At 73.5% G+C, this 18410-nt stretch carries 15 protein-coding genes and 1 pseudogene; 11 read left to right on the forward strand and 5 right to left on the reverse strand.

The features are described from left to right. The first annotated feature begins 112 nt into the window (after nt 1-112). From ACFV6E_RS17230 to ACFV6E_RS17275, 10 genes are all read left to right on the forward strand, one after another. Nucleotides 113-1108 (forward strand): sugar ABC transporter substrate-binding protein, encoded by a 996-nt coding sequence (locus ACFV6E_RS17230; protein ID WP_385169741.1) that lies wholly within the window; start codon nt 113-115, stop codon nt 1106-1108. A gap of 92 nt (nt 1109-1200) precedes the next feature. Further along, on the forward strand, nt 1201-2205 hold the full coding sequence (locus ACFV6E_RS17235) for a sugar ABC transporter substrate-binding protein (RefSeq protein ID WP_385169739.1): 1005 nt from the start codon (nt 1201-1203) through the stop codon (nt 2203-2205). Next, the gene (locus ACFV6E_RS17240) at nt 2202-3257 is read left to right on the forward strand and encodes an ABC transporter permease (RefSeq protein WP_385462440.1); all 1056 of its coding nucleotides are present in this window, start codon (nt 2202-2204) and stop codon (nt 3255-3257) included. Before ACFV6E_RS17235 ends, ACFV6E_RS17240 begins: the two co-directional genes overlap by 4 nt. A 32-nt stretch (nt 3258-3289) precedes the next feature. Further along, entirely contained in the window at nt 3290-4150 is an 861-nt protein-coding gene (locus tag ACFV6E_RS17245; RefSeq protein WP_385462459.1) for an ATP-binding cassette domain-containing protein, read from the forward strand. Between the two features lie 61 nt (nt 4151-4211). Further along, on the forward strand, nt 4212-5396 hold the full coding sequence (locus ACFV6E_RS17250; RefSeq protein WP_385169734.1) for an ROK family glucokinase: 1185 nt from the start codon (nt 4212-4214) through the stop codon (nt 5394-5396). After that, the gene (locus ACFV6E_RS17255; protein ID WP_385169731.1) at nt 5393-5974 is read left to right on the forward strand and encodes a sugar kinase; all 582 of its coding nucleotides are present in this window, start codon (nt 5393-5395) and stop codon (nt 5972-5974) included. Before ACFV6E_RS17250 ends, ACFV6E_RS17255 begins: the two co-directional genes overlap by 4 nt. Nucleotides 5975-6089: 115 nt before the next feature. Beyond that, on the forward strand, nt 6090-9005 hold the full coding sequence (locus tag ACFV6E_RS17260; RefSeq protein WP_385462443.1) for a DEAD/DEAH box helicase: 2916 nt from the start codon (nt 6090-6092) through the stop codon (nt 9003-9005). Between the two features lie 1055 nt (nt 9006-10060). Next, nucleotides 10061-11581 carry an SWIM zinc finger family protein gene (locus tag ACFV6E_RS17265; protein ID WP_385177180.1) on the forward strand — a complete coding sequence of 507 codons (1521 nt, stop codon included), beginning with the start codon at nt 10061-10063 and terminating at the stop codon, nt 11579-11581. A 158-nt stretch (nt 11582-11739) separates the two neighbouring features. Continuing rightward, a complete protein-coding gene (gene pcaC / locus ACFV6E_RS17270) occupies nt 11740-13038 on the forward strand; it encodes a 4-carboxymuconolactone decarboxylase (protein ID WP_385462447.1) in 1299 nt (432 codons plus the stop codon). Between the two features lie 75 nt (nt 13039-13113). Continuing rightward, on the forward strand, nt 13114-13749 hold the full coding sequence (locus ACFV6E_RS17275; protein WP_385177168.1) for an MBL fold metallo-hydrolase: 636 nt from the start codon (nt 13114-13116) through the stop codon (nt 13747-13749). A 45-nt stretch (nt 13750-13794) separates the two neighbouring features. On the opposite strand, the gene ACFV6E_RS17280 is transcribed toward ACFV6E_RS17275, so the two are convergent. Together ACFV6E_RS17280 and ACFV6E_RS17285 are read right to left on the reverse strand one after the other, a co-directional pair. Beyond that, nucleotides 13795-14379 carry an isochorismatase family protein gene (locus ACFV6E_RS17280; RefSeq protein WP_385177170.1) on the reverse strand — a complete coding sequence of 195 codons (585 nt, stop codon included), beginning with the start codon at nt 14377-14379 and terminating at the stop codon, nt 13795-13797. Nucleotides 14380-14472: 93 nt separating this feature from the next. Beyond that, nucleotides 14473-14931, reverse strand: a complete 459-nt coding sequence (locus ACFV6E_RS17285; protein ID WP_385177172.1) for a MarR family winged helix-turn-helix transcriptional regulator — start codon at nt 14929-14931, stop codon at nt 14473-14475. Nucleotides 14932-15045: 114 nt separating this feature from the next. Here ACFV6E_RS17285 and ACFV6E_RS17290 point away from each other — a divergent pair, with 114 nt between their 5' ends. Then, complete coding sequence (locus tag ACFV6E_RS17290; protein WP_385177174.1) at nt 15046-15825, forward strand: exodeoxyribonuclease III; 780 nt, start codon at nt 15046-15048, stop codon at nt 15823-15825. Nucleotides 15826-15837: 12 nt separating this feature from the next. On the opposite strand, the gene ACFV6E_RS17295 is transcribed toward ACFV6E_RS17290, so the two are convergent. The 3 genes and pseudogenes from ACFV6E_RS17295 to ACFV6E_RS17305 form a co-directional block, all read right to left on the reverse strand. Next, on the reverse strand, nt 15838-17619 hold the full coding sequence (locus tag ACFV6E_RS17295) for an SGNH/GDSL hydrolase family protein (protein WP_385462450.1): 1782 nt from the start codon (nt 17617-17619) through the stop codon (nt 15838-15840). A gap of 140 nt (nt 17620-17759) precedes the next feature. Beyond that, complete coding sequence (fdxA, locus tag ACFV6E_RS17300; RefSeq protein WP_385177178.1) at nt 17760-18083, reverse strand: ferredoxin; 324 nt, start codon at nt 18081-18083, stop codon at nt 17760-17762. Then, nucleotides 18052-18410, reverse strand: a pseudogene (locus ACFV6E_RS17305) (2-oxoacid:ferredoxin oxidoreductase subunit beta); the annotation flags it as partial. The gene fdxA and the pseudogene ACFV6E_RS17305, both read right to left, overlap by 32 nt.

Genomic DNA, 18410 nt, shown 5'->3' on the forward strand with positions numbered 1-18410 from the left:
CGCGAGTACAAGTCGTCCGGATGTTCTGACAAGGGCATTGACGGCCGTGTCGGGCCGGAGCTAGAACCTTGCGCAGCCGCAACGGGGCGGCGGGGAAGAGGGTGGGTTCACCATGCGCACAGCCCGCACAGCAGCAGCGGCGATGGTCGTGGTCGCGCTCGCCGCCGGGTGCAGCAGCTCGGGCGGCAAGGAGTCCGAGGACAGGGCGAGCGGCGGCGACAGCGGCGGCAAGGCGGCCGTCAGCACCCCGCGGCTCAAGATCGCCATGGTGACCCACGCGGGCGCGGGCGACACCTTCTGGGACATCGTGCAGAGCGGCGCCGAGCAGGCCGCGGCCAAGGACAACGTGACATTCCTCTACTCCAACGACGAGGAGGCCAAGGGGCAGGCCGAGCTCGTCCAGTCCGCCATCGACAAGAGGGTCGACGGGATCATCGTCACCCTCGCCAAGCCCGAGGCGATGAAGGACGTCCTGGCCAAGGCGAAGGCGGCCGGCATCCCGGTGGTGACGATCAACTCCGGCTCCGAGTACTCGCAGCGCTTCGGGGCGCTGACACACATCGGGCAGGAGGAGTCCGTGGCCGGCGAGGCCGTCGGCGACGCGCTGACCGGGCGCAAGCTGAAGAAGGCGCTCTGTGTCGTCCACGAGCAGGGCAACGTCTCCCTGGAGCAGCGCTGCGCCGGGGTGAAGAAGACCTTCGACGGCACGGTGCAGAACCTCAACGTCACGGGCACCGACGCGCCCTCCGCCCAGTCCGCGATCGAGGCGAAGCTCCAGTCGGCGAAGGACATCGACGCGGTCGTCACGCTCGGCGCCCCGATCGCCGCGCTCGCCGTGAAGGCCAAGAGCGACGCGGGCAGCAAGGCGGAGATCGACACCTTCGACCTGAACGCCGAGGTCGTCAAGCGCCTCAAGAACGACGAGGTCGGCTTCGCCGTCGACCAGCAGCCCTACCTCCAGGGCTATCTCGCGGTGGACGAGCTGTGGCTCTACAAGTACAACGCGAACACGCTGGGTGGCGGCCGTCCGGTGCTCACCGGCCCGGCCGTGGTGACCAAGAAGGACGTGCCCGTGCTGGAGAAATACACCGCGCGCGGTACCCGATGACCCGGTCGCCGGTCCCGGTGTTCGATACTTGGTGCGACCAAGGGACGAATACTTGGTGTGACCAGGGAACAGAGCAAGAAGGGCACGGCCTCGTGGCACGGACTCGGACGTGGGTATCCATCGCCCTCGCAGGGGCGCTCGGCGTATCCCTCGCGGGCTGCAGCAGCACCGGCGGCAAGCGCGCCGAGGACGCCCGCAAGGCGGCCGCCGCCCAGGGCAGGGCCGCGGTGAACACGCCCAAGTGGACCATCGCCATGATCACGCACTCGGGCGACGGCGACACCTTCTGGGACATCGTCAAGAGCGGCGCCGAGCAGGCGGCCCGCAAGGACAACATCAACTTCCTGTACTCGCACGACGACGAGGCGCAGCAGCAGGCGCAGCTCGTGGACGCCGCCGTGGACAAGAAGGTCGACGGGATCATCGTCACCCTCGCCAAGCCGGACGCGATGAAGGCCGCCGTCGCCCGCGCGGAGAAGGCGGGCATCCCGGTCATCACCGTCAATTCGGGCTCCGCCGAGTCCAAGGAGTTCGGCGCGCTCACCCACATCGGGCAGGACGAGACCATCGCCGGCGAGGCGGTCGGCGACGAGCTGAACGAGCGCGGCCGCAAGAAGGCGCTGTGCATCCTGCACGAGCAGGGCAACGTGGGTCACGAGCAGCGCTGCGCCGGGGTGAAGAAGACCTTCGACGGCACGGTGCAGAACCTGTACGTCACCGGCACCGACATGTCCTCCGTGCAGTCCTCGATCAGCGCCAAGCTCCAGGCCGACAAGTCCATCGACACGGTCGTCACGCTCGGCGCGCCGTACGCGGACACCGCCGTCAAGGCCGCGGACGAGGCGGGCAGCAAGGCGGAGATCGACACCTTCGACCTGAACGCCAAGGTCGCCGCCGAGCTCAAGGACGGCACCCTCGGCTTCGCCGTCGACCAGCAGCCCTACCTCCAGGGCTACCAGGCCGTGGACCTGCTGTGGCTGTACAAGTACAACGCCGACGTCCTCGGCGGCGGGCAGCCGGTCCTCACCGGGCCGCAGATCATCACCAAGGACCAGGCCGGCGCCCTGGCCGAGTACACGGACCGGGGGACACGATGACCGCCACAGCACCGGCACCGGCGCCGGGCACCACGACGGACGAACGGCTGCTGCGCACCTCGCCGCTGCGCCGCCTCCTCGGCCGCCCCGAGCTGGGCTCCGTGGTCGGCGCGATCGCCGTCTTCCTCTTCTTCGCGATCGTCGCGGACAGCTTCCTGCGGGCCGCCAGCCTCGCCACGGTGCTGTACGCGGCGTCCACCCTCGGCATCATGGCGGTGCCGGTGGCGCTGCTGATGATCGGCGGCGAGTTCGACCTGTCCGCGGGCGTTCTGGTGACGTCCTCGGCGCTCACCTCGTCGATGTTCAGCTACCAGATGACCGCGAACGTCTGGGTCGGCGTCGGCGTCTCCCTGCTGGTCACGCTCGCCATCGGCGCCTTCAACGGCTTCATGCTGACCCGTACGAAGCTGCCCAGCTTCATCATCACGCTCGGCACCTTCCTGATGCTGACCGGCGCGAACCTCGGCCTGACCACGGCCATCAGCGGCACGGTCGGCACCAAGTCGATCTCCGACATGGAGGGCTTCGCGTCCGCCCACGCCGTCTTCGCGTCCGTCATCACCATCGGCGGCGTCGACTACAAGATCACCATCCTGTGGTGGATCGGCCTGATCGCCATCGCCTCCTGGATCCTGCTGCGCACCCGCGCCGGGAACTGGATCTTCGCGGTGGGCGGCAACAAGGACGTGGCCCGCGCGGTCGGCGTCCCCGTCGACCGCACCAAGATCGGCCTCTACATGGGCGTCGGCTTCGCCGCCTGGGTCTCCGGCCAGCACCTGCTCTTCTCCTTCGACGTGGTGCAGTCGGGGGAGGGCGTCGGCAAGGAGCTGATCTACATCGTCGCGGCCGTCATCGGCGGCTGCCTGATCACCGGCGGCTACGGCTCCGCGGTCGGCTCGGCGATCGGCGCACTGATCTTCGGCATGACCGACAAGGGCATCGTCTACGCCGAGTGGAACGCCGACTGGTTCAAGTTCTTCCTCGGAGCGATGCTGCTCCTCGCGACCCTGCTGAACGCCTGGGTCCGCAAGCGCGCGGAGGCCATCAAGTGACGGACACCAAGGGCACTAAGGACACCAAGGACATCACGGCGACCACGGCGAGCACGGCGGCCGGGGAGCACACGGCGCTCGTCGAGCTGGACGGCGTCAGCAAGTACTACGGCAACGTGCGCGCCCTGGAGGGCGTCTCCCTGGAGGTGCACGCGGGGGACGTCTCCTGCGTCCTCGGCGACAACGGCGCGGGCAAGTCCACCCTCATCAAGATCATCGCGGGGCTGCACCAACACGACGGGGGCACCTTCCGCATCGAGGGCGAGGACACCCGCCTCGCCTCCCCGCGCGAGGCCCTGGACCGCGGCATCGCCACCGTCTACCAGGACCTCGCCGTCGTCCCGCTGATGCCCGTGTGGCGCAACTTCTTCCTCGGCTCCGAGCCGACGAAGGGCGCCGGACCCTTCAAACGCCTGGACGTCGACCTCATGCGCCGCACCACCCGCGCGGAACTGCTCCGCATGGGCATCGACCTGCGCGACGTCGACCAGCCCATCGGCACCCTGTCCGGCGGCGAGCGCCAGTGCGTGGCCATCGCCCGCGCCGTCTACTTCGGCGCCAAGGTCCTGGTCCTCGACGAGCCCACCGCCGCCCTGGGCGTCAAGCAGTCCGGTGTGGTCCTCAAATATGTGGCCGCCGCACGGGACGCCGGACTTGGTGTTGTATTGATCACCCACAACCCGCACCACGCGTATCTCGTGGGCGACCGATTCGTGCTCCTCAAGCGCGGCACCATGTTCGGCAGCCACACCCGTGACGAGATCACCCTGGACGAGCTGACCCGCCAGATGGCGGGTGGCAGCGAGCTGGACGACCTCCGCCACGAACTGGAGCGCGCCCCCGCCCCGGCCCACCTGGGCGGACACCCACGCAAGAGCGCCACCGACGAGTGACGGACGGTCCCGCAGGGCGCCGCCATGCGGGGCCGCCGCGGCGTGAGGCAGAATCGGCGCGATGAGCACCTACCGCGAACTGGCCCTGCCCCGGGCCCTCGGCTCCGCGCGCGCGGGGAGCGCCCCCATCGGCTCCCGCCGGGCCACCGTCCTGCGGACCGCGGGCACCCGGGAACGCCGATCCCATCTGACGGCCCCCCGGGTACCCACCGTGGGCATCGACATCGGCGGTACGAAGGTGATGGCGGGCGTCGTCGACGCCGACGGCACCATCCTGGAGAAGGTGCGGGCCGAGACCCCGGACAAGTCCAAGAGCCCCAAGGTCGTCGAGGACACCATCGTCGAACTGGTCCTGGACCTCTCCGACCGGCACGACGTGCACGCGGTCGGCATCGGCGCGGCCGGCTGGGTCGACGCCGACCGCAACCGCGTCCTGTTCGCCCCCCACCTGTCCTGGCGCAACGAGCCGCTGCGCGACCGCCTCTCCGGGCGCCTGTCCGTGCCCGTCCTGGTCGACAACGACGCCAACACCGCCGCCTGGGCCGAGTGGCGCTTCGGCGCCGGACGCGGCGAGGACCACCTCGTCATGATCACGCTGGGCACCGGCATCGGCGGCGCGATCCTGGAGGACGGCCAGGTCAAGCGCGGCAAGTTCGGAGTCGCCGGCGAGTTCGGCCACATGCAGGTCGTGCCCGGCGGCCACCGCTGCCCGTGCGGCAACCGCGGCTGCTGGGAGCAGTACAGCTCGGGCAACGCCCTGGTCCGCGAGGCCCGCGAGCTGGCCGCGGCCGACTCCCCGGTGGCGTACGGGATCATCGAGCACGTCAAGGGCGCCATCGGCGACATCAGCGGCCCGATGATCACCGAGCTGGCCCGCGAGGGCGACGCCATGTGCATCGAACTGCTCCAGGACATCGGCCAGTGGCTCGGCGTCGGCATCGCCAACCTGGCCGCCGCCCTCGACCCCTCCTGCTTCGTCATCGGCGGCGGCGTCTCGGCCGCCGACGACCTGCTGATCGGGCCCGCCCGGGACGCCTTCCGGCGCCACCTCACCGGCCGCGGCTACCGGCCCGAGGCCCGTATCGCCCGCGCCCAGCTCGGCCCCGAGGCAGGCATGGTCGGCGCCGCGGACCTCGCGCGCCTGGTCGCCCGCCGCTTCCGCCGCGCCAAGCGCCGCCGCGTCGAACGGTACGAGCGCTACGAGCGGTACGCGGAGACCCGCCGCACCACCCAGGACTCGCTGTGACGGCCTCCCTGCCGCACCAGGCGGCACCCCCGGACGAGCCCTCGCAGCCGCCCGAGGGCCGCGGGCACATGATCCGCAGGCGCGCGCTGACGCTGCTGATCATCGTGCTGCTCATCGGCGTCCCGGCCGGCTATCTGGTGATCTCCGCCGACCAGAGCCGCAACAGCGGCAAGGACAAGGAGAAGAAGTACTCCGCGACCGGCCTCACCGAGGGCTGGCCCTCGCGCGTCCAGCGGCGCCTGTACCACGTGCCCGTCCCGGGCTGGTCCGACCGGGTCGCCTACTACGAGACCAACAACTGGAAGACCAGCCGCCTCTACGTCCAGTTCCGCACCAGCAACGACGGCCTGGACACGTTCCTCAAGAACATCGGGACCTCCGCCGACGCGCTGAAGCAGGACGACCTCACCATCAGCGCCCGCGACCAGCGGATCATCGGCTGGGACTTCACCGGACCCGGCCCCTGGTCGGGCCTCGTCCACCGGCAGAAGGACCCCGCCCCCACCCAGGACGTCGTGGTGAACCGCTCCGACCCGCGCCACCCCATGGTCTACGTCGTCTCGCGCACGATCCCCTGACAGTTCCCGGCGGCCCCCTCCCGGCCGCCGCCGGGGCCGATTGTCAGACCCCGCCCGTAGAGTCGGAGACGACTGGCGGGACCGACACGACCAGGGGCGGGAGGTGACCGGACGGATGAGCGGCACGCTGCGGACAGCGGGGGACACGGCGGCCCGGGCGGCCCTGCCCGGACGGCTCGCCGCGGTCTTCCTGCCCGCCCCGCTGCCGCGCGCCGGCCGGATCGCCTTCTGGGACCCGGAGGGCGATCCGCTGCCCGCGGGGGGTGGCGGGGGCGGTGCCGGACGGGGCGGCCCGTCCGGAGAGGGTGAGCCGGCCGGGCGGGTCGAGCCGGGCGAGCCGGTGAGGACCGAGCTGACCGTCGTGCGGCGGCACGGGGGTGCGGTCCGGCGGGGCGCCGTGCCCGCGTACACGCTGGGGATCGCCGAGGCGCTGCCCCTGCTGGCCGACGCGCGGCGCGGGCCCGGCGCGCATCCGGCTACCGCCTGCTGGGGCGCGGCGGCGCTGCACGCCCTGCGGCTCGTCGCGCGCGGCCGGCTGCTGCCGGGGCTCACGGCCGACGGCCACGACGCCTGGCGGGCGGGCCCCCTGGACCCGGACGACATCGCCCACCTCAGGGCCGTGGCCGCCGCCCTCCCGTACGAGGGGCACGCCGTGCCGCTGGAGGGCCGCGGCCCGCTGCGCCTGCCCGAGCCGGAACCGCTGCTGCGCGCCTTCCTCGACGCCGTCGCCGACACCCTGCCCCGCACCCCGGCCGCCCCGTACAGCTCGGGCCTGCCCTTCGCGGCACGCGGCCCGCAGCGCCTGCCCGCCGCCCGGGACTGGGCGGCGGAGGTCGCCGCGGGCATGGACGCGGGCGTGCGCGTCTCGCTCCGCCTCGACCTGTCCGCCTACCAGCTCTTCGACGACGGTGAGGACACCCACCGCGCGGGCGCCGCCGTCGTCCAGGTGCACAGCCTCGCCGACCCGACCCTCGTCGTGGACGCCGCCGCGCTCTGGGCGGGCGAGGCCGACGCCGCGTTCGGGCCCCGCGCGCGCGTGGACGCCGCCCTCGCCGTCCGCCGCGCCGCCCGCGTCTGGCCGCCCCTGGACCGCCTCTGGGAACAGGACGTGCCCGACGTCCTGGCCCTGTCCGAACAGGAGCTCACCGACCTCCTCGGGCGGGCGGCCACCCGGCTCGGCGCGGCCGGCGTCGCCGTGCACTGGCCCCGCGACCTCGCCCAGGACCTGACCGCGGCGGCCGTGGTCCGCCCCGCGCCCGGCTCCGCCACCGACGGCACCGGCTTCTTCGACAGCGAGGAACTGCTCCAGTTCCGCTGGCAGCTCGCGCTCGGCGGCGAGCCGCTCACCGAGGCCGAGATGGACGGCCTGGCCGAGGCGCACCGCCCGGTCGTCCGGCTGCGGGACCAATGGGTGCTCGTCGACCCGGCCCTGGTCCGCAAGGCCCGCAAACGCGAACTGGGCCTGCTCGACCCCGTCGACGCGCTCTCCGCGGCCCTCACCGGCACCGCGGAGGTCGACGGCGAGACCGTCGAAGCGGTGCCCGTGGGCGCGCTCGCCACGCTCCGCGACCGGCTCACCGCGGGCGTGACCCCCGCCGAGCCGCCGCCCGGCCTCGCCGCCACCCTCCGGGACTACCAACTGCGCGGCCTGGCCTGGCTCGACCTCATGACCTCCCTCGGACTCGGCGGCTGCCTCGCCGACGACATGGGACTCGGCAAGACGGTCACCGTGATCGCCCTGCACCTGCGCCGCGCCCACAGCGCACCGACCCTCGTCGTCTGCCCCGCCTCCCTGCTGGGCAACTGGCAGCGGGAGATCACCCGCTTCGCCCCCGGCGTCCCCGTCCGCCGCTTCCACGGCCCCGAGCGCACCCTCGACGGCCTCGACGGCGGCTTCGTCCTGACGACGTACGGGACGATGCGCACGGCCGCGGCACAACTGGCCGGACAGCGGTGGGGCATGGTCGTCGCCGACGAGGCCCAGCACGTCAAGAACCCGTACTCGGCGACCGCGAAGGCCCTGCGCACCATTCCGTCCCCCGCGCGCGTGGCCGTCACCGGCACCCCCGTGGAGAACAACCTCTCCGAGCTGTGGGCCCTGCTCGACTGGACCACCCCCGGACTCCTCGGCCCCCTCAAGTCCTTCCGCGCCCGGCACGCCCGGGCGGTGGAGAACGGGGAGCACGAGGAGCGGGGAGAGGCCGCCGAGCGGCTCGCCCGCCTGGTCCGCCCCTTCCTGCTGCGCCGCAGGAAGTCCGACCCGGGCATCGTCCCCGAGCTGCCGCCCAAGACGGAGACGGACCGCCCGGTCCCCCTCACCCGCGAACAGGCGTCGCTGTACGAGGCGGTGGTGCGGGAGTCGATGCTCACCATCGAGACCACCGGCGGCATCGCCCGCCGCGGCCTGGTCCTCAAGCTGCTCACGTCCCTCAAGCAGATCTGCGACCACCCCGGCCTGTACCTGAAGGAGGACGCGGCGACGGCACCGCACGCCCTGGCCACCCGCTCCGGCAAACTCGCCCTGCTGGACGAGCTGCTGGACACGGTGCTCGCCGAGGACGGCTCCGCGCTCGTCTTCACGCAGTACGTGGGCATGGCCCGCCTCATCGCCGCCCACCTGGCCTCCCGCGCGGTCCCCGCCGAGCTGCTGCACGGCGGCACCCCCGTCGCTGACCGCGAGAACATGGTCGACCGCTTCCAGAGCGGCGCCACCCCCGTCCTCGTCCTCTCCCTCAAGGCCGCGGGCACGGGCCTGAATCTGACCCGCGCGGGCCACGTCGTCCACTTCGACCGCTGGTGGAACCCGGCGGTGGAGGAACAGGCCACCGACCGCGCCTACCGCATCGGCCAGACCCAGCCCGTCCAGGTCCACCGCCTGATCACCGAGGGCACGGTCGAGGACCGCATCGCGGACATGCTGGCGGCCAAGCGCGCACTGGCCGACGCGATCCTCGGAAGCGGCGAGGCGGCCCTGACGGAACTCACCGACCGCGAACTGTCCGACCTGGTGTCACTACGGAGAGACACGTGAACGCGAACCCGGACGAGCCGCGTCCCGCGGACGGGGCGGGTCCTGCGGAGGGGCCGTGTCCGGCGGACGGGGCGGGTCCTGTGAGTGGGGCGCGTCCGGCTGGTGAGCCGCGCCCCGCGGACGGGGCGCGTCCCGCCGACGAGGCGCGGCGGGCGCTGCGGGCCGCGCGGGAGCGTCCGGCGCCCTCGGCCACCGACGCCGCCCCGGGCCCTGTCGCCGCCCCGCGCCCCGTCACCGGACCGCGCCCGGGCGACGCGGCCCGCGAGGCGCTGCGCCGCGCCGCCGGGACGGGGGCTGCTGCCGCGAAGGCGGCGGTGGCGGATACGCCGGCCCCGGAAACGCCGGTCAGGAATGAGCCGGCCGCCGATGCGCCGGTCACGGACGTGCGGGTCACGGACGTGCGGGTCACGGACGTGCCGGTCACGGATGCGGCATCGTCTGCGGGCGCGGCTTCGCCCGCGGGTGCGGCGCGACCCGGTGACGTGGCGCGCGACGCGCTGCGCGCCGCGCGGGCGTCGCAGCGGCGGCAGCAGGAGCAGGAGCGGGAGCGGAAGCAGCAGCAGCGACGGGAGCGAAGGGGCTTTGGCGGAGGGGGAGTTGGCGGAGGGGGAGTTGGCGGAGCCGAGGAGGGTGGCGCTACGACTTCCGGGACGTCCACCGACTCGGGGGCCGGCAGTGGCCGTGGTGCGGCTGGCTCCGGGGTTGATGGTGGCTTTCGCGCGTCCTGTTCGGGGGCTGGTGGCGACTGTGGTGCGGCTGGCTGCGGGTCTGATGGTGGCTTTCGCGCGTCCTGTTCGGGGGCTGGTGGCGACTGTGGTGCGTCCGGTTCCGGGGTTGACGGTGGCTTTCGCGCGTCCTGCTCGGGGGCCGGCAGTGGCCGTGGTGCGTCCGGCTCCGGGGCCGACGGTGACTCTCGCGCGTCCCGCTCCGCGACTGACGGCGACCCGCGTCCGTTCCGCTCCGGGATCGGTAGCGACCGTAACCCGGCTCACTCCGAAACCGACGACGGCCCGCGTCCGTCCCGCTCCGGGACCGGCGGCAGCCCCCGCCCCTCCCTGTCCCAGTCTTCCGGTCAGGACACGGGTCGCCGGGTACGAGACCTCCGGAGACTGCTCGCCGACACGGCCGGTGCCCTCGAGCCGCCTGTGGAAGTGCCGTCGGAAGCGGCTCCCGGTGGCGGCCGGGAGGGCACCGGCGATCCCTCGGAGCGCACGACACCTCCAGAGCCCGAACCACCCGAGTTGCCCGAGGCGTCCGAACTGGCTGAGCTGTCCGAGCCGCCCGTACTCCCCGGGCGCGGGCGTTCCATGGCATCCCCCCGCCGGGACGGCGAGCTGCGGCGGACCTTCCCGGCGTTTCCGCCGCGTCCGGCGCCGGACGCGGACGCGTTCGCGGAGTCCTGGTGGGGCAACGCCTGGGTGTCCGCGCTGGAGCGGGGCGCGCTCGACCCGGCGCGGCTCGCACGGGGACGGCGGTACGCGGGGCAGGGCCACGTGGACGCGATCACCGTGACACCCGGGCTCGTCCTCGGCTACGTGCACGGCAGCCGCCCGCGCCCGTACCGCGTACAGGTGCGGCTGCGGACGCTGGACGACACCGACTGGGACCGTTTCCTGGACGCCGCCGCCGAGCGGCCCGGGCACATCGCCGCCCTGCTCGACAAGGAGTTGCCCCGCTCCCTCGCCGACTCCGGAGTTCCGCTGCTGCCGGTGCCAGGCGACCTCCGCCCGCACTGCACCTGCCCCGACTCCGGGCACCCCTGCAAGCACGCCGCCGCGCTCTGCTACCAGACGGCACGGCTGCTGGACGAGGACCCCTTCGTCCTGCTCCTGCTGCGCGGCCGGGGCGAACGCGAGTTGCTCGACGCGCTGTCCCGGCGCAACGCCACCCGTGCGGCCCGCGCCGCCCAGGGACAGGACCCGGCACCGCTGCCGGGTGTCCGCGCCAAGGACGCCCTGGCGCCGCGCGCGCTCCCGCCCCTGCCGCCGCCGCTGCCCGCGCCGCCGCACCCCGAGCAGCCTCCGGCCTATCCGGGCGCACCGGGCGGCCCCGACCCGTTCGCGCTCGACCAGTTGGCCACGGACGCGGCCGGCCGCGCGCACGCGCTGCTCACGGTCGGACGGGACCCGGTCGCGGGGCTGACCCTGTGGCAGGACGCGGTACGGATCGCCGCCGCGCGCCCCGGTTCCGGGCTCACCGCCGGGACTCGCGCCCTGTACTCCGCGCTGGCCACCGCCACCGGCCGCACCCCGGCCGACCTCGCGCGTGCCGTGGCGGCCTGGCGGCAGGGCGGCCTCGACGGGCTGAGCGTGCTCGAAGAGGCGTGGGACCCGCCGGCGGGCCGGTTCGACCGCGCCCGCCCGCTCCTCCTCGCGGCCGACCTGCCCGCCTTCCGCCCCTGGCGCAACCACCTCACCCACCCGCGCGGCCATGTGCAGCTCCGCCTCGGCCGGGACGGCCTGTGGTACGCGTACGAGTCCGAGCCGGACCGGGAGGACTGGTGGCCGCGCGGCACCCCCGACCTCGACCCGGTCGGCGCCCTGACCGGCCTCGGCACGTCCGGCGAGGACTTCTGACTTCCTGACGCCGCGACGCCTCGACGGACTCCCGGTGAAGGCCGCGACGGTCGCCCGGTGAAGACGGTGTGAGGGTCCGTCGGTGAAGTGCGGGAGGCCGGTGCGGAGTGCGGGGGCCCCGGGGCCGCACTCTCAGCTCCGGCGGTTAGCGTGGAGCGGTGAGTGAGACGAAGACCCCCGGCCTCCAGTACCGCTTCGACGGCCCGGACGACGCCCCGGTGCTCATCCTCGGCCCGTCCCTCGGGACGACGTGGCACATGTGGGACCGGCAGATCCCGGAGCTGACCCGGACGTGGCGGGTCTTCCGGTACGACCTGCCGGGCCACGGCGGCGCACCGGCGTACCCGGCCGGTTCCGTCGCCGAACTGGCCGGCCGGCTGCTCGCCACGCTCGACGAGCTGGGGGTGCAGCGGTTCGGGTACGCCGGGTGCGCGTTCGGCGGCGCGGTCGGCGCCGAGCTGGCGCTGCGCCATCCCGAACGGCTCGCCTCGCTCGCCCTGATCGCCGCCTCGCCCCGCTTCGGCACGGCCGACGAGTTCCGCCAGCGCGGTGTGGTCGTACGGTCGAACGGGCTGGAGCCGATCGCGCGTTCCGCGCCGGAGCGGTGGTTCACGGGCGGGTTCGCGGCGGCCCAGCCCGCCATCACCGAGTGGGCGGTGCAGATGGTGCGCACCACCGACCCCGGCTGCTACATCGCGGCCTGCGAGGCGCTCGCCGCCTTCGACGTACGCGCCGAACTCGGCCGGATCGGTGCCCCGACCCTCGTCCTCGTCGGCTCCGACGACCAGGTCACCGGGCCTGCCGAGGCGCGCACGCTGGTCGCCGGGATACCGGACGCCCGGCTCGCCGTCGTACCCGGGGCCTCGCACCTGGTCCCGGTGGAGCAGCCCGCCGCGGTCACGGACCTGCTGGTGCGTCACTTCTCCACCGCCTGGCAGCCCCTCTATCCCGAAGGGGCGACGGGCCAGACGGTGCTCCCGGCGCCGCCGGTGAAGCCGGTCCTGAACCCGCCCCCGCCGGTGTCGCCGGTCGCCGAGATCGGGCCCGCCGCGGTGCAGCCCGAGGCGCTGGGCCGCCCCGACCCGTACGACGCCGGGCTCAAGGTCCGCCGCGAGGTGCTGGGGGACGCGCACGTGGACCGGGCGCTGGAGTCGGCGGACGCGTTCTCCGGGGACTTCCAGGAGTTCATCACGCGGTACGCGTGGGGGGAGGTCTGGAACCGGCCCGGCCTCGACCGGCGCTCGCGGAGCTGCGTCACGCTGACGGCGCTGGTCGCGGGCGGCCACCTGGACGAACTCGCCTTCCACACGCGGGCGGCGCTGCGCAACGGCCTGACGCCGGTCGAGATCAAGGAAGTACTGCTCCAGGCGGCCGTCTACTGCGGCGTACCGGCCGCCAACAGCGCCTTCAAGGTCGCGCAGGCGGTCATCCGGGAGGAGACCACACCGCAGGAGTGACGGCCGGGAGGCGGACCGGCGGATCACCGCCCTCCGGCGGCGCCCCGGCGGGCGGAACGGGGCAGGATGGGTGCCATGAGGTTCACGAAGAAGTCGCACGCCTGTGTCCGCCTCGAGAAGGACGGGCGCACGCTCGTCATCGACCCCGGCGGGTACAGCGAGGAGGACGCCGCGGTCGGCGCCGAGGCGATCCTGGTCACCCACGAGCATCCGGACCACTTCGACGAGGGCCGGCTGCGGGCCGGTCTGGAGGCGAACCCGGAGGCCGAGTGCTGGACCCTGAGGTCCGTCGCGGAGCAGGTGTCGGCCGCCTTCCCGGGCCGGGTGCACACGGTCGGGCACGGCGACACCTTCACCGCCGCGGGCTTCGACGTCCAGGTGCACGGCGAACTGCACGCCGTGATCCACCCGGACATCCCGCGCATCACCAACGTCGGCTATCTCGTCGACGGCGGCCGGATCTTCCACCCCGGCGACGCGCTGACCGTGCCGGGGCAGTCCGTCGAGACGCTGATGCTCCCGGTGATGGCCCCGTGGAACAAGATCTCCGAGGTCATCGACTACGTGCGCGAGGTGAAGCCCCAGCGCGCGTACGACGTCCACGACGCCCTGCTGACGGACCTCGCGCGGCCGATCTACGACCGGCAGATCGGCGCCCTGGGCGGTACCGAGCACCTGCGCCTCACGCCGGGCACGTCGGCCGAGGTCTGAGCGCCCGCGGGCGTCCGGACCCCGGCCCGGCCGGGGTCCGGCACGTCAGGCGGCGGGGCGGGCGGCCAGCAGGCCGAGCACCTCGTCCACCGTGCCGAGCTCGGCGATCCGCGGGAAGATCTTGCCGAAGCTGTGCGCGTGCGCGTCGGCGTCCGTGTCGGTGGTGGCGTCCGTCACCACTGTCAGGTGGTAGCTGTGCTCGAAGGCCGAGCGGGCCGTGGACTCCACGCCGATGGAGGTCGAGATCCCGCCGAGCACGATCTGGGTGACGCCCCGGCGGCGGAGCTGGAGGTCCAGCTCCGTACCGGTGAAGGCGCCCCAGTGCCGCTTGGTGATCACGATGTCGTCGCCCAGCGGGCCGAGTTCGGCGGGGAACTCGGCGAACTCCGCGGGCGGCACGCTCGCCGGGCCGCGCGTGGCCTCCCGGCTCACCGGCAGGTCGCCGCCGTCGGGGGACCAGGTGACGCGGACGCGGACGACCGGCAGCCGCCGCGCCCGGAACGCCTCGGCCAGCCGTGCCGAGTTCTTCAGCACCTCGTCGGACGGGTGCACCGTCGGCAGGCCGAGGATGCCCTTCTGGAGGTCGATGAGGACGAGGGCCGTGCGCTCGTCGAGGATGGTGGCGGGCATGGTGTGCTGCTCCCTGGATCTCGCGTTCTTCGCGTTCTTCGCGTTCTTCGCGTTCTTTGTGTTCTTCGTGTTCTTCGTGTTCGCCGTGCGGGCTCAGTCCTCGGACAGCCGCCTGAGGAGGTCGATCGAGTCGCGGAGCGCGTGCTGTTCCTCCGGGGTGAGCCGGTCGGCCAGCATCCGGGCCATCGCGTCCTGGCGCAGCTCGGTGCGCCGGCGCAGCCGCTCGCGGCCCCGGGCGGTGAGCACGATCAGCACCTGGCGGCCGTCCGTGGGGTGCGGCCGCCGTTCGACCAGACCGTCGGCCTGGAGGGCGTTCACCGTGGCGAGCACCGACTGCGGGCGGACCAGTTCCGCGCGGGCGAGCGCGGCGGGGGTCTCCGGGCCCTCCCGGTCGAGGCGTTTCAGCAGCGAGGCCTGCGACAGCGTCAGACCGTGGTCGGCGGCGTCCGCGCGGACCTTGCGCAGCAGCCGGCCCAGGGTGGTGCTCAGCTCCTGGGCGGCCTGCCCCAGCTCTTCGCGGCCGAGCGGCGCGCGTTCCTCCGGCGACTCCATATTTCGACAGGCTAACTGTCGATCGGAAACTGTCGCAAGTCCGCCTGTCGAAAAGCCGGTGCCCCGAGGGTGCGCGCGGACCCGTTGTCGTACCCGCCGGGTAGGTTGTGGGACATGCGCATCGCCACCTGGAACGTGAACTCGATCACCGCCCGTCTCCCGAGGCTGCTGGCCTGGCTGGAGAGCAGCGGCACCGACGTGCTCTGCCTCCAGGAGGCCAAGACCACCGCCGAGGGCTTCCCGGCGGAGCAGCTGCGCGAGCTGGGCTACGAGTCAGCGGTGCACGCCACCGGCAGGTGGAACGGGGTGGCGGTGCTCTCCCGCGTAGGACTCGAGGACGTCGTCAGGGGCCTGCCCGGCGACCCCGGCTACGACGGGGTGCAGGAGCCCCGCGCCGTCTCCGCCACCTGCGGCCCGGTCCGCGTCTGGTCGGTCTACGTGCCGAACGGCCGCGAGGTGGACCACCCGCACTACGCCTACAAGCTCCAGTGGTTCGAGGCCCTGAAGGCGGCGGTCGCGGGCGACGCGGCGGGCGCCCGGCCCTTCGCCGTCCTCGGCGACTACAACGTGGCGCCGACGGACGAAGACGTCTACGACCTGGCCGCCTTCGAGGGTGCCACCCACATCACCCCGGCCGAGCGCGCCGCCCTGGCGTCGCTGCGCGAGTCCGGCCTGTCGGACGTGGTCCCGCGCCCCCTGAAGTACGACCACCCGTACACGTACTGGGACTACCGCCAGCTCTGCTTCCCCAAGAACCGCGGCATGCGCATCGACCTGGTCTACGGCAACGAGGCCTTCTCGAAGTCCGTCACCGACGCCTACGTGGACCGTGAGGAGCGCAAGGGCAAGGGCGCCTCGGACCACGCACCGGTCGTCGTCGACCTGGACGTCTAGAACGCGACGTCATCACGGCGCGAGCAGCCGCAGGTCCACGGAGCCGGCCAGCGCGGCCAGGCCCGCGTCCGCCGGGTGCAGATGGTCCCCGCTGTCGTACGCGGGCAGCAGCCGCGCCGGACGCTCCGGATCCCGCAGTACGGCGTCGAAGTCGAGGACCCCGTCCAGGCCCTGAGCCGTCGCCGCCTCGCGGATCCACGCGTTCACCGCGGTGCGCTGCGCGTCGGCCGCCGCGGTGCACAACGACTCGCCCTCGCACGGCGCGATCGTCGCGGCGACGACCCGGATCCCGCGGGCGTGCGCGCGGGCCGTGATCTCCCGCAGCCCGGCGATCACCTGGTCCGCCGTCGCGCCCCAGCGCACATCGTTCACGCCCTGGAAGACGACCGCCGTACGGGCCGACGTCTGCGCGAGCACGTCACGGTCGAGGCGGTGCAGCGCGCTCACCCCGCCGGTGTCGGTGGAGACCCCGTCGCCGGGATAGCGGTCGCTCACCACGCGGTTGGCCGAGATGCCCTGGTTGAGGACGCCGTAGTGCGGGATCTCCGCCGAGGTCCGCACCCGGTCGGCGAGCACGTCGGGCCAGCGGTGGTTGGCGTCCTGCGTCGACTTCTCGCCGTCCGTGATGGAGTCGCCGAGCACCACCACGGAACCGGGACCGCCGCCCACGTCCACCCCGGTCAGCAGCGGCCAGCTGGTGAGCGTCGAGGTGTACGCGCCGGCGCCGCCGTCGCCCGCGTGGTCGCCGGGCTCGCTGACGTACGAGCGCTGCACGGCCAGCCGGTGCACGGGGGCCGCCGTCACCGTCCCCGGCAGATGGAAACTGACCAGCAGGTTCGCGTCCGCCGGCACGTCGAAGCCCGCCGGATCGCTGACCGCCTGCGCGCCCGCCGGGATCTCGGTCCCGGCCGCGCCCCCGAACGACAGCGCCACCGGCTCACCGGCCGGTAGCGCGCCCGCCGCCTGCACCGCCACGGTCGCGGAACCGATCCGCACCGGAGCGGACGCGAAGGTGTTGTCGAGCCGGATCCGCACCCGCGGGCCGCCCTGCGAGGTGTGCACCACGAGCCGCAGCGTCCGGTCCGTCCAGGGCCCGACGGCGGTGTACCCGGAGGTGGCGGCCGCCCAGCTCCCGGTCCAGCCACGCGTGGAGGCGCGTACGGAGACGGCGAAGACGTGCAGGTCACGGTTGCGGGGCAGGCGTACGGAGGACACCTCGCGGCCCCGCGCGAGCGGCACCGTCACCACGTAGAGCCGGGTCTTCCCGGCGAGCTGTCCGGCGGGGGTGTTGAGGTGCGGCAGCGCCACGGCCTTGGTGGCGAGCGGCCCGGTGCGCCAGTCAGGGGCGGTCAGCCGGTACGCGGAGCCGCCGCCGTCCGCGTACCGCACCGTGCCCGTGCCGTCGAGGCCGGCGCCGCCCGTGCCCGCGACGAGGAGGGCGAGCGCGTCCCCGCGCCCGCGCACCCGCACGGACTGCCCGTCGGCGCGTACGTTGTCGGGCTCGCCCGAGTTCCGGCGCGGCCAGGTCAGCCGCGCGCCCTGCACGGTGAGCGTCCGGCCCGGTGTCCAGCCCGCGGCCGTGAGGTCCTGCGCCGACAGGGAGCCGCCGGAGCCGTCGAAATCCGCCTCGCCGGGCCGCTGGTCGTCACTGACCGCCGTGTTGTCGAAGAGCCGCTCCAGGGGCAGCGGCCCGGACGGACGCGAGGCGGCGGTGCCGCTCGCGGCGTGGGCCGCGGGCGTACCGGCCAGGAGCACGAGCAGTACCGTGAACGCTCCCCGGAGACATCGACGCACGCCCGGTCCTCCCTCACGCGGTGACTGAAGAAGCGCCTGACACGGTGGCTGACGTGGTGCCAGGTGCGGGACGACGCTAAGGAGACGACGGACGGCCGTCAATGAGGCGCGGGTGGCCGCGGCTTGAACTCTGTCCGACGTCAGGACGGTGCCGGCACCGGCAGCGCGGCCACCACGGGGTGGTCCCGCTCGGCCGGACCGGCCCCCGAGGCCCCGCCCGGCGAACCCAGCTCGGCGAAGAACTCGGTGTCCGCGGTGCGGAAATCGGCCCACTCCTCGGGGGTGTCGTCCTCGAAGAAGATGGCCTCGACCGGGCACACGGGCTCGCAGGCTCCGCAGTCCACGCATTCGTCGGGGTTGATGTACATCTTCCGGGGGCCCTCGTAGATGCAGTCGACGGGGCACTCGTCGACACACGCCTTGTCCTTGAGATCAACGCAGGGCTGAGCGATGACGTACGTCATGGGAGCTCTCCACGGTCCAGGTGTCGGTGCCGGTCAGCAGGGTGGCGAGGTCGCCCTTGCCGTTGTGTTCGATGGCGGTGTCGAGCTGGTCGGCCATCTGGGTGTCGTAGACGGGGCGGTCGGTGTCGCGGAGGACGCCGATGGGGGTGTGGTGGAGGGTGTCGGGGTCGGCGAGGCGGGAGAGGGCGAAGGCGGTGGTGGGGGAGGTGGCGTGGGCGTCGTGGACCAGGACGTCCGCCGCGTTCTCCTCGGTCACGGTGACGACTTTGAGGTCGCCGGTGGTGTGGTCGCGGACGACGCCCTTGTGGCGGTCGGCGCCGAAGCGGA

This window comes from Streptomyces sp. NPDC059785 (assembly GCF_042732375.1).
Taxonomy (GTDB): Bacteria; Actinomycetota; Actinomycetes; order Streptomycetales; family Streptomycetaceae; genus Streptomyces.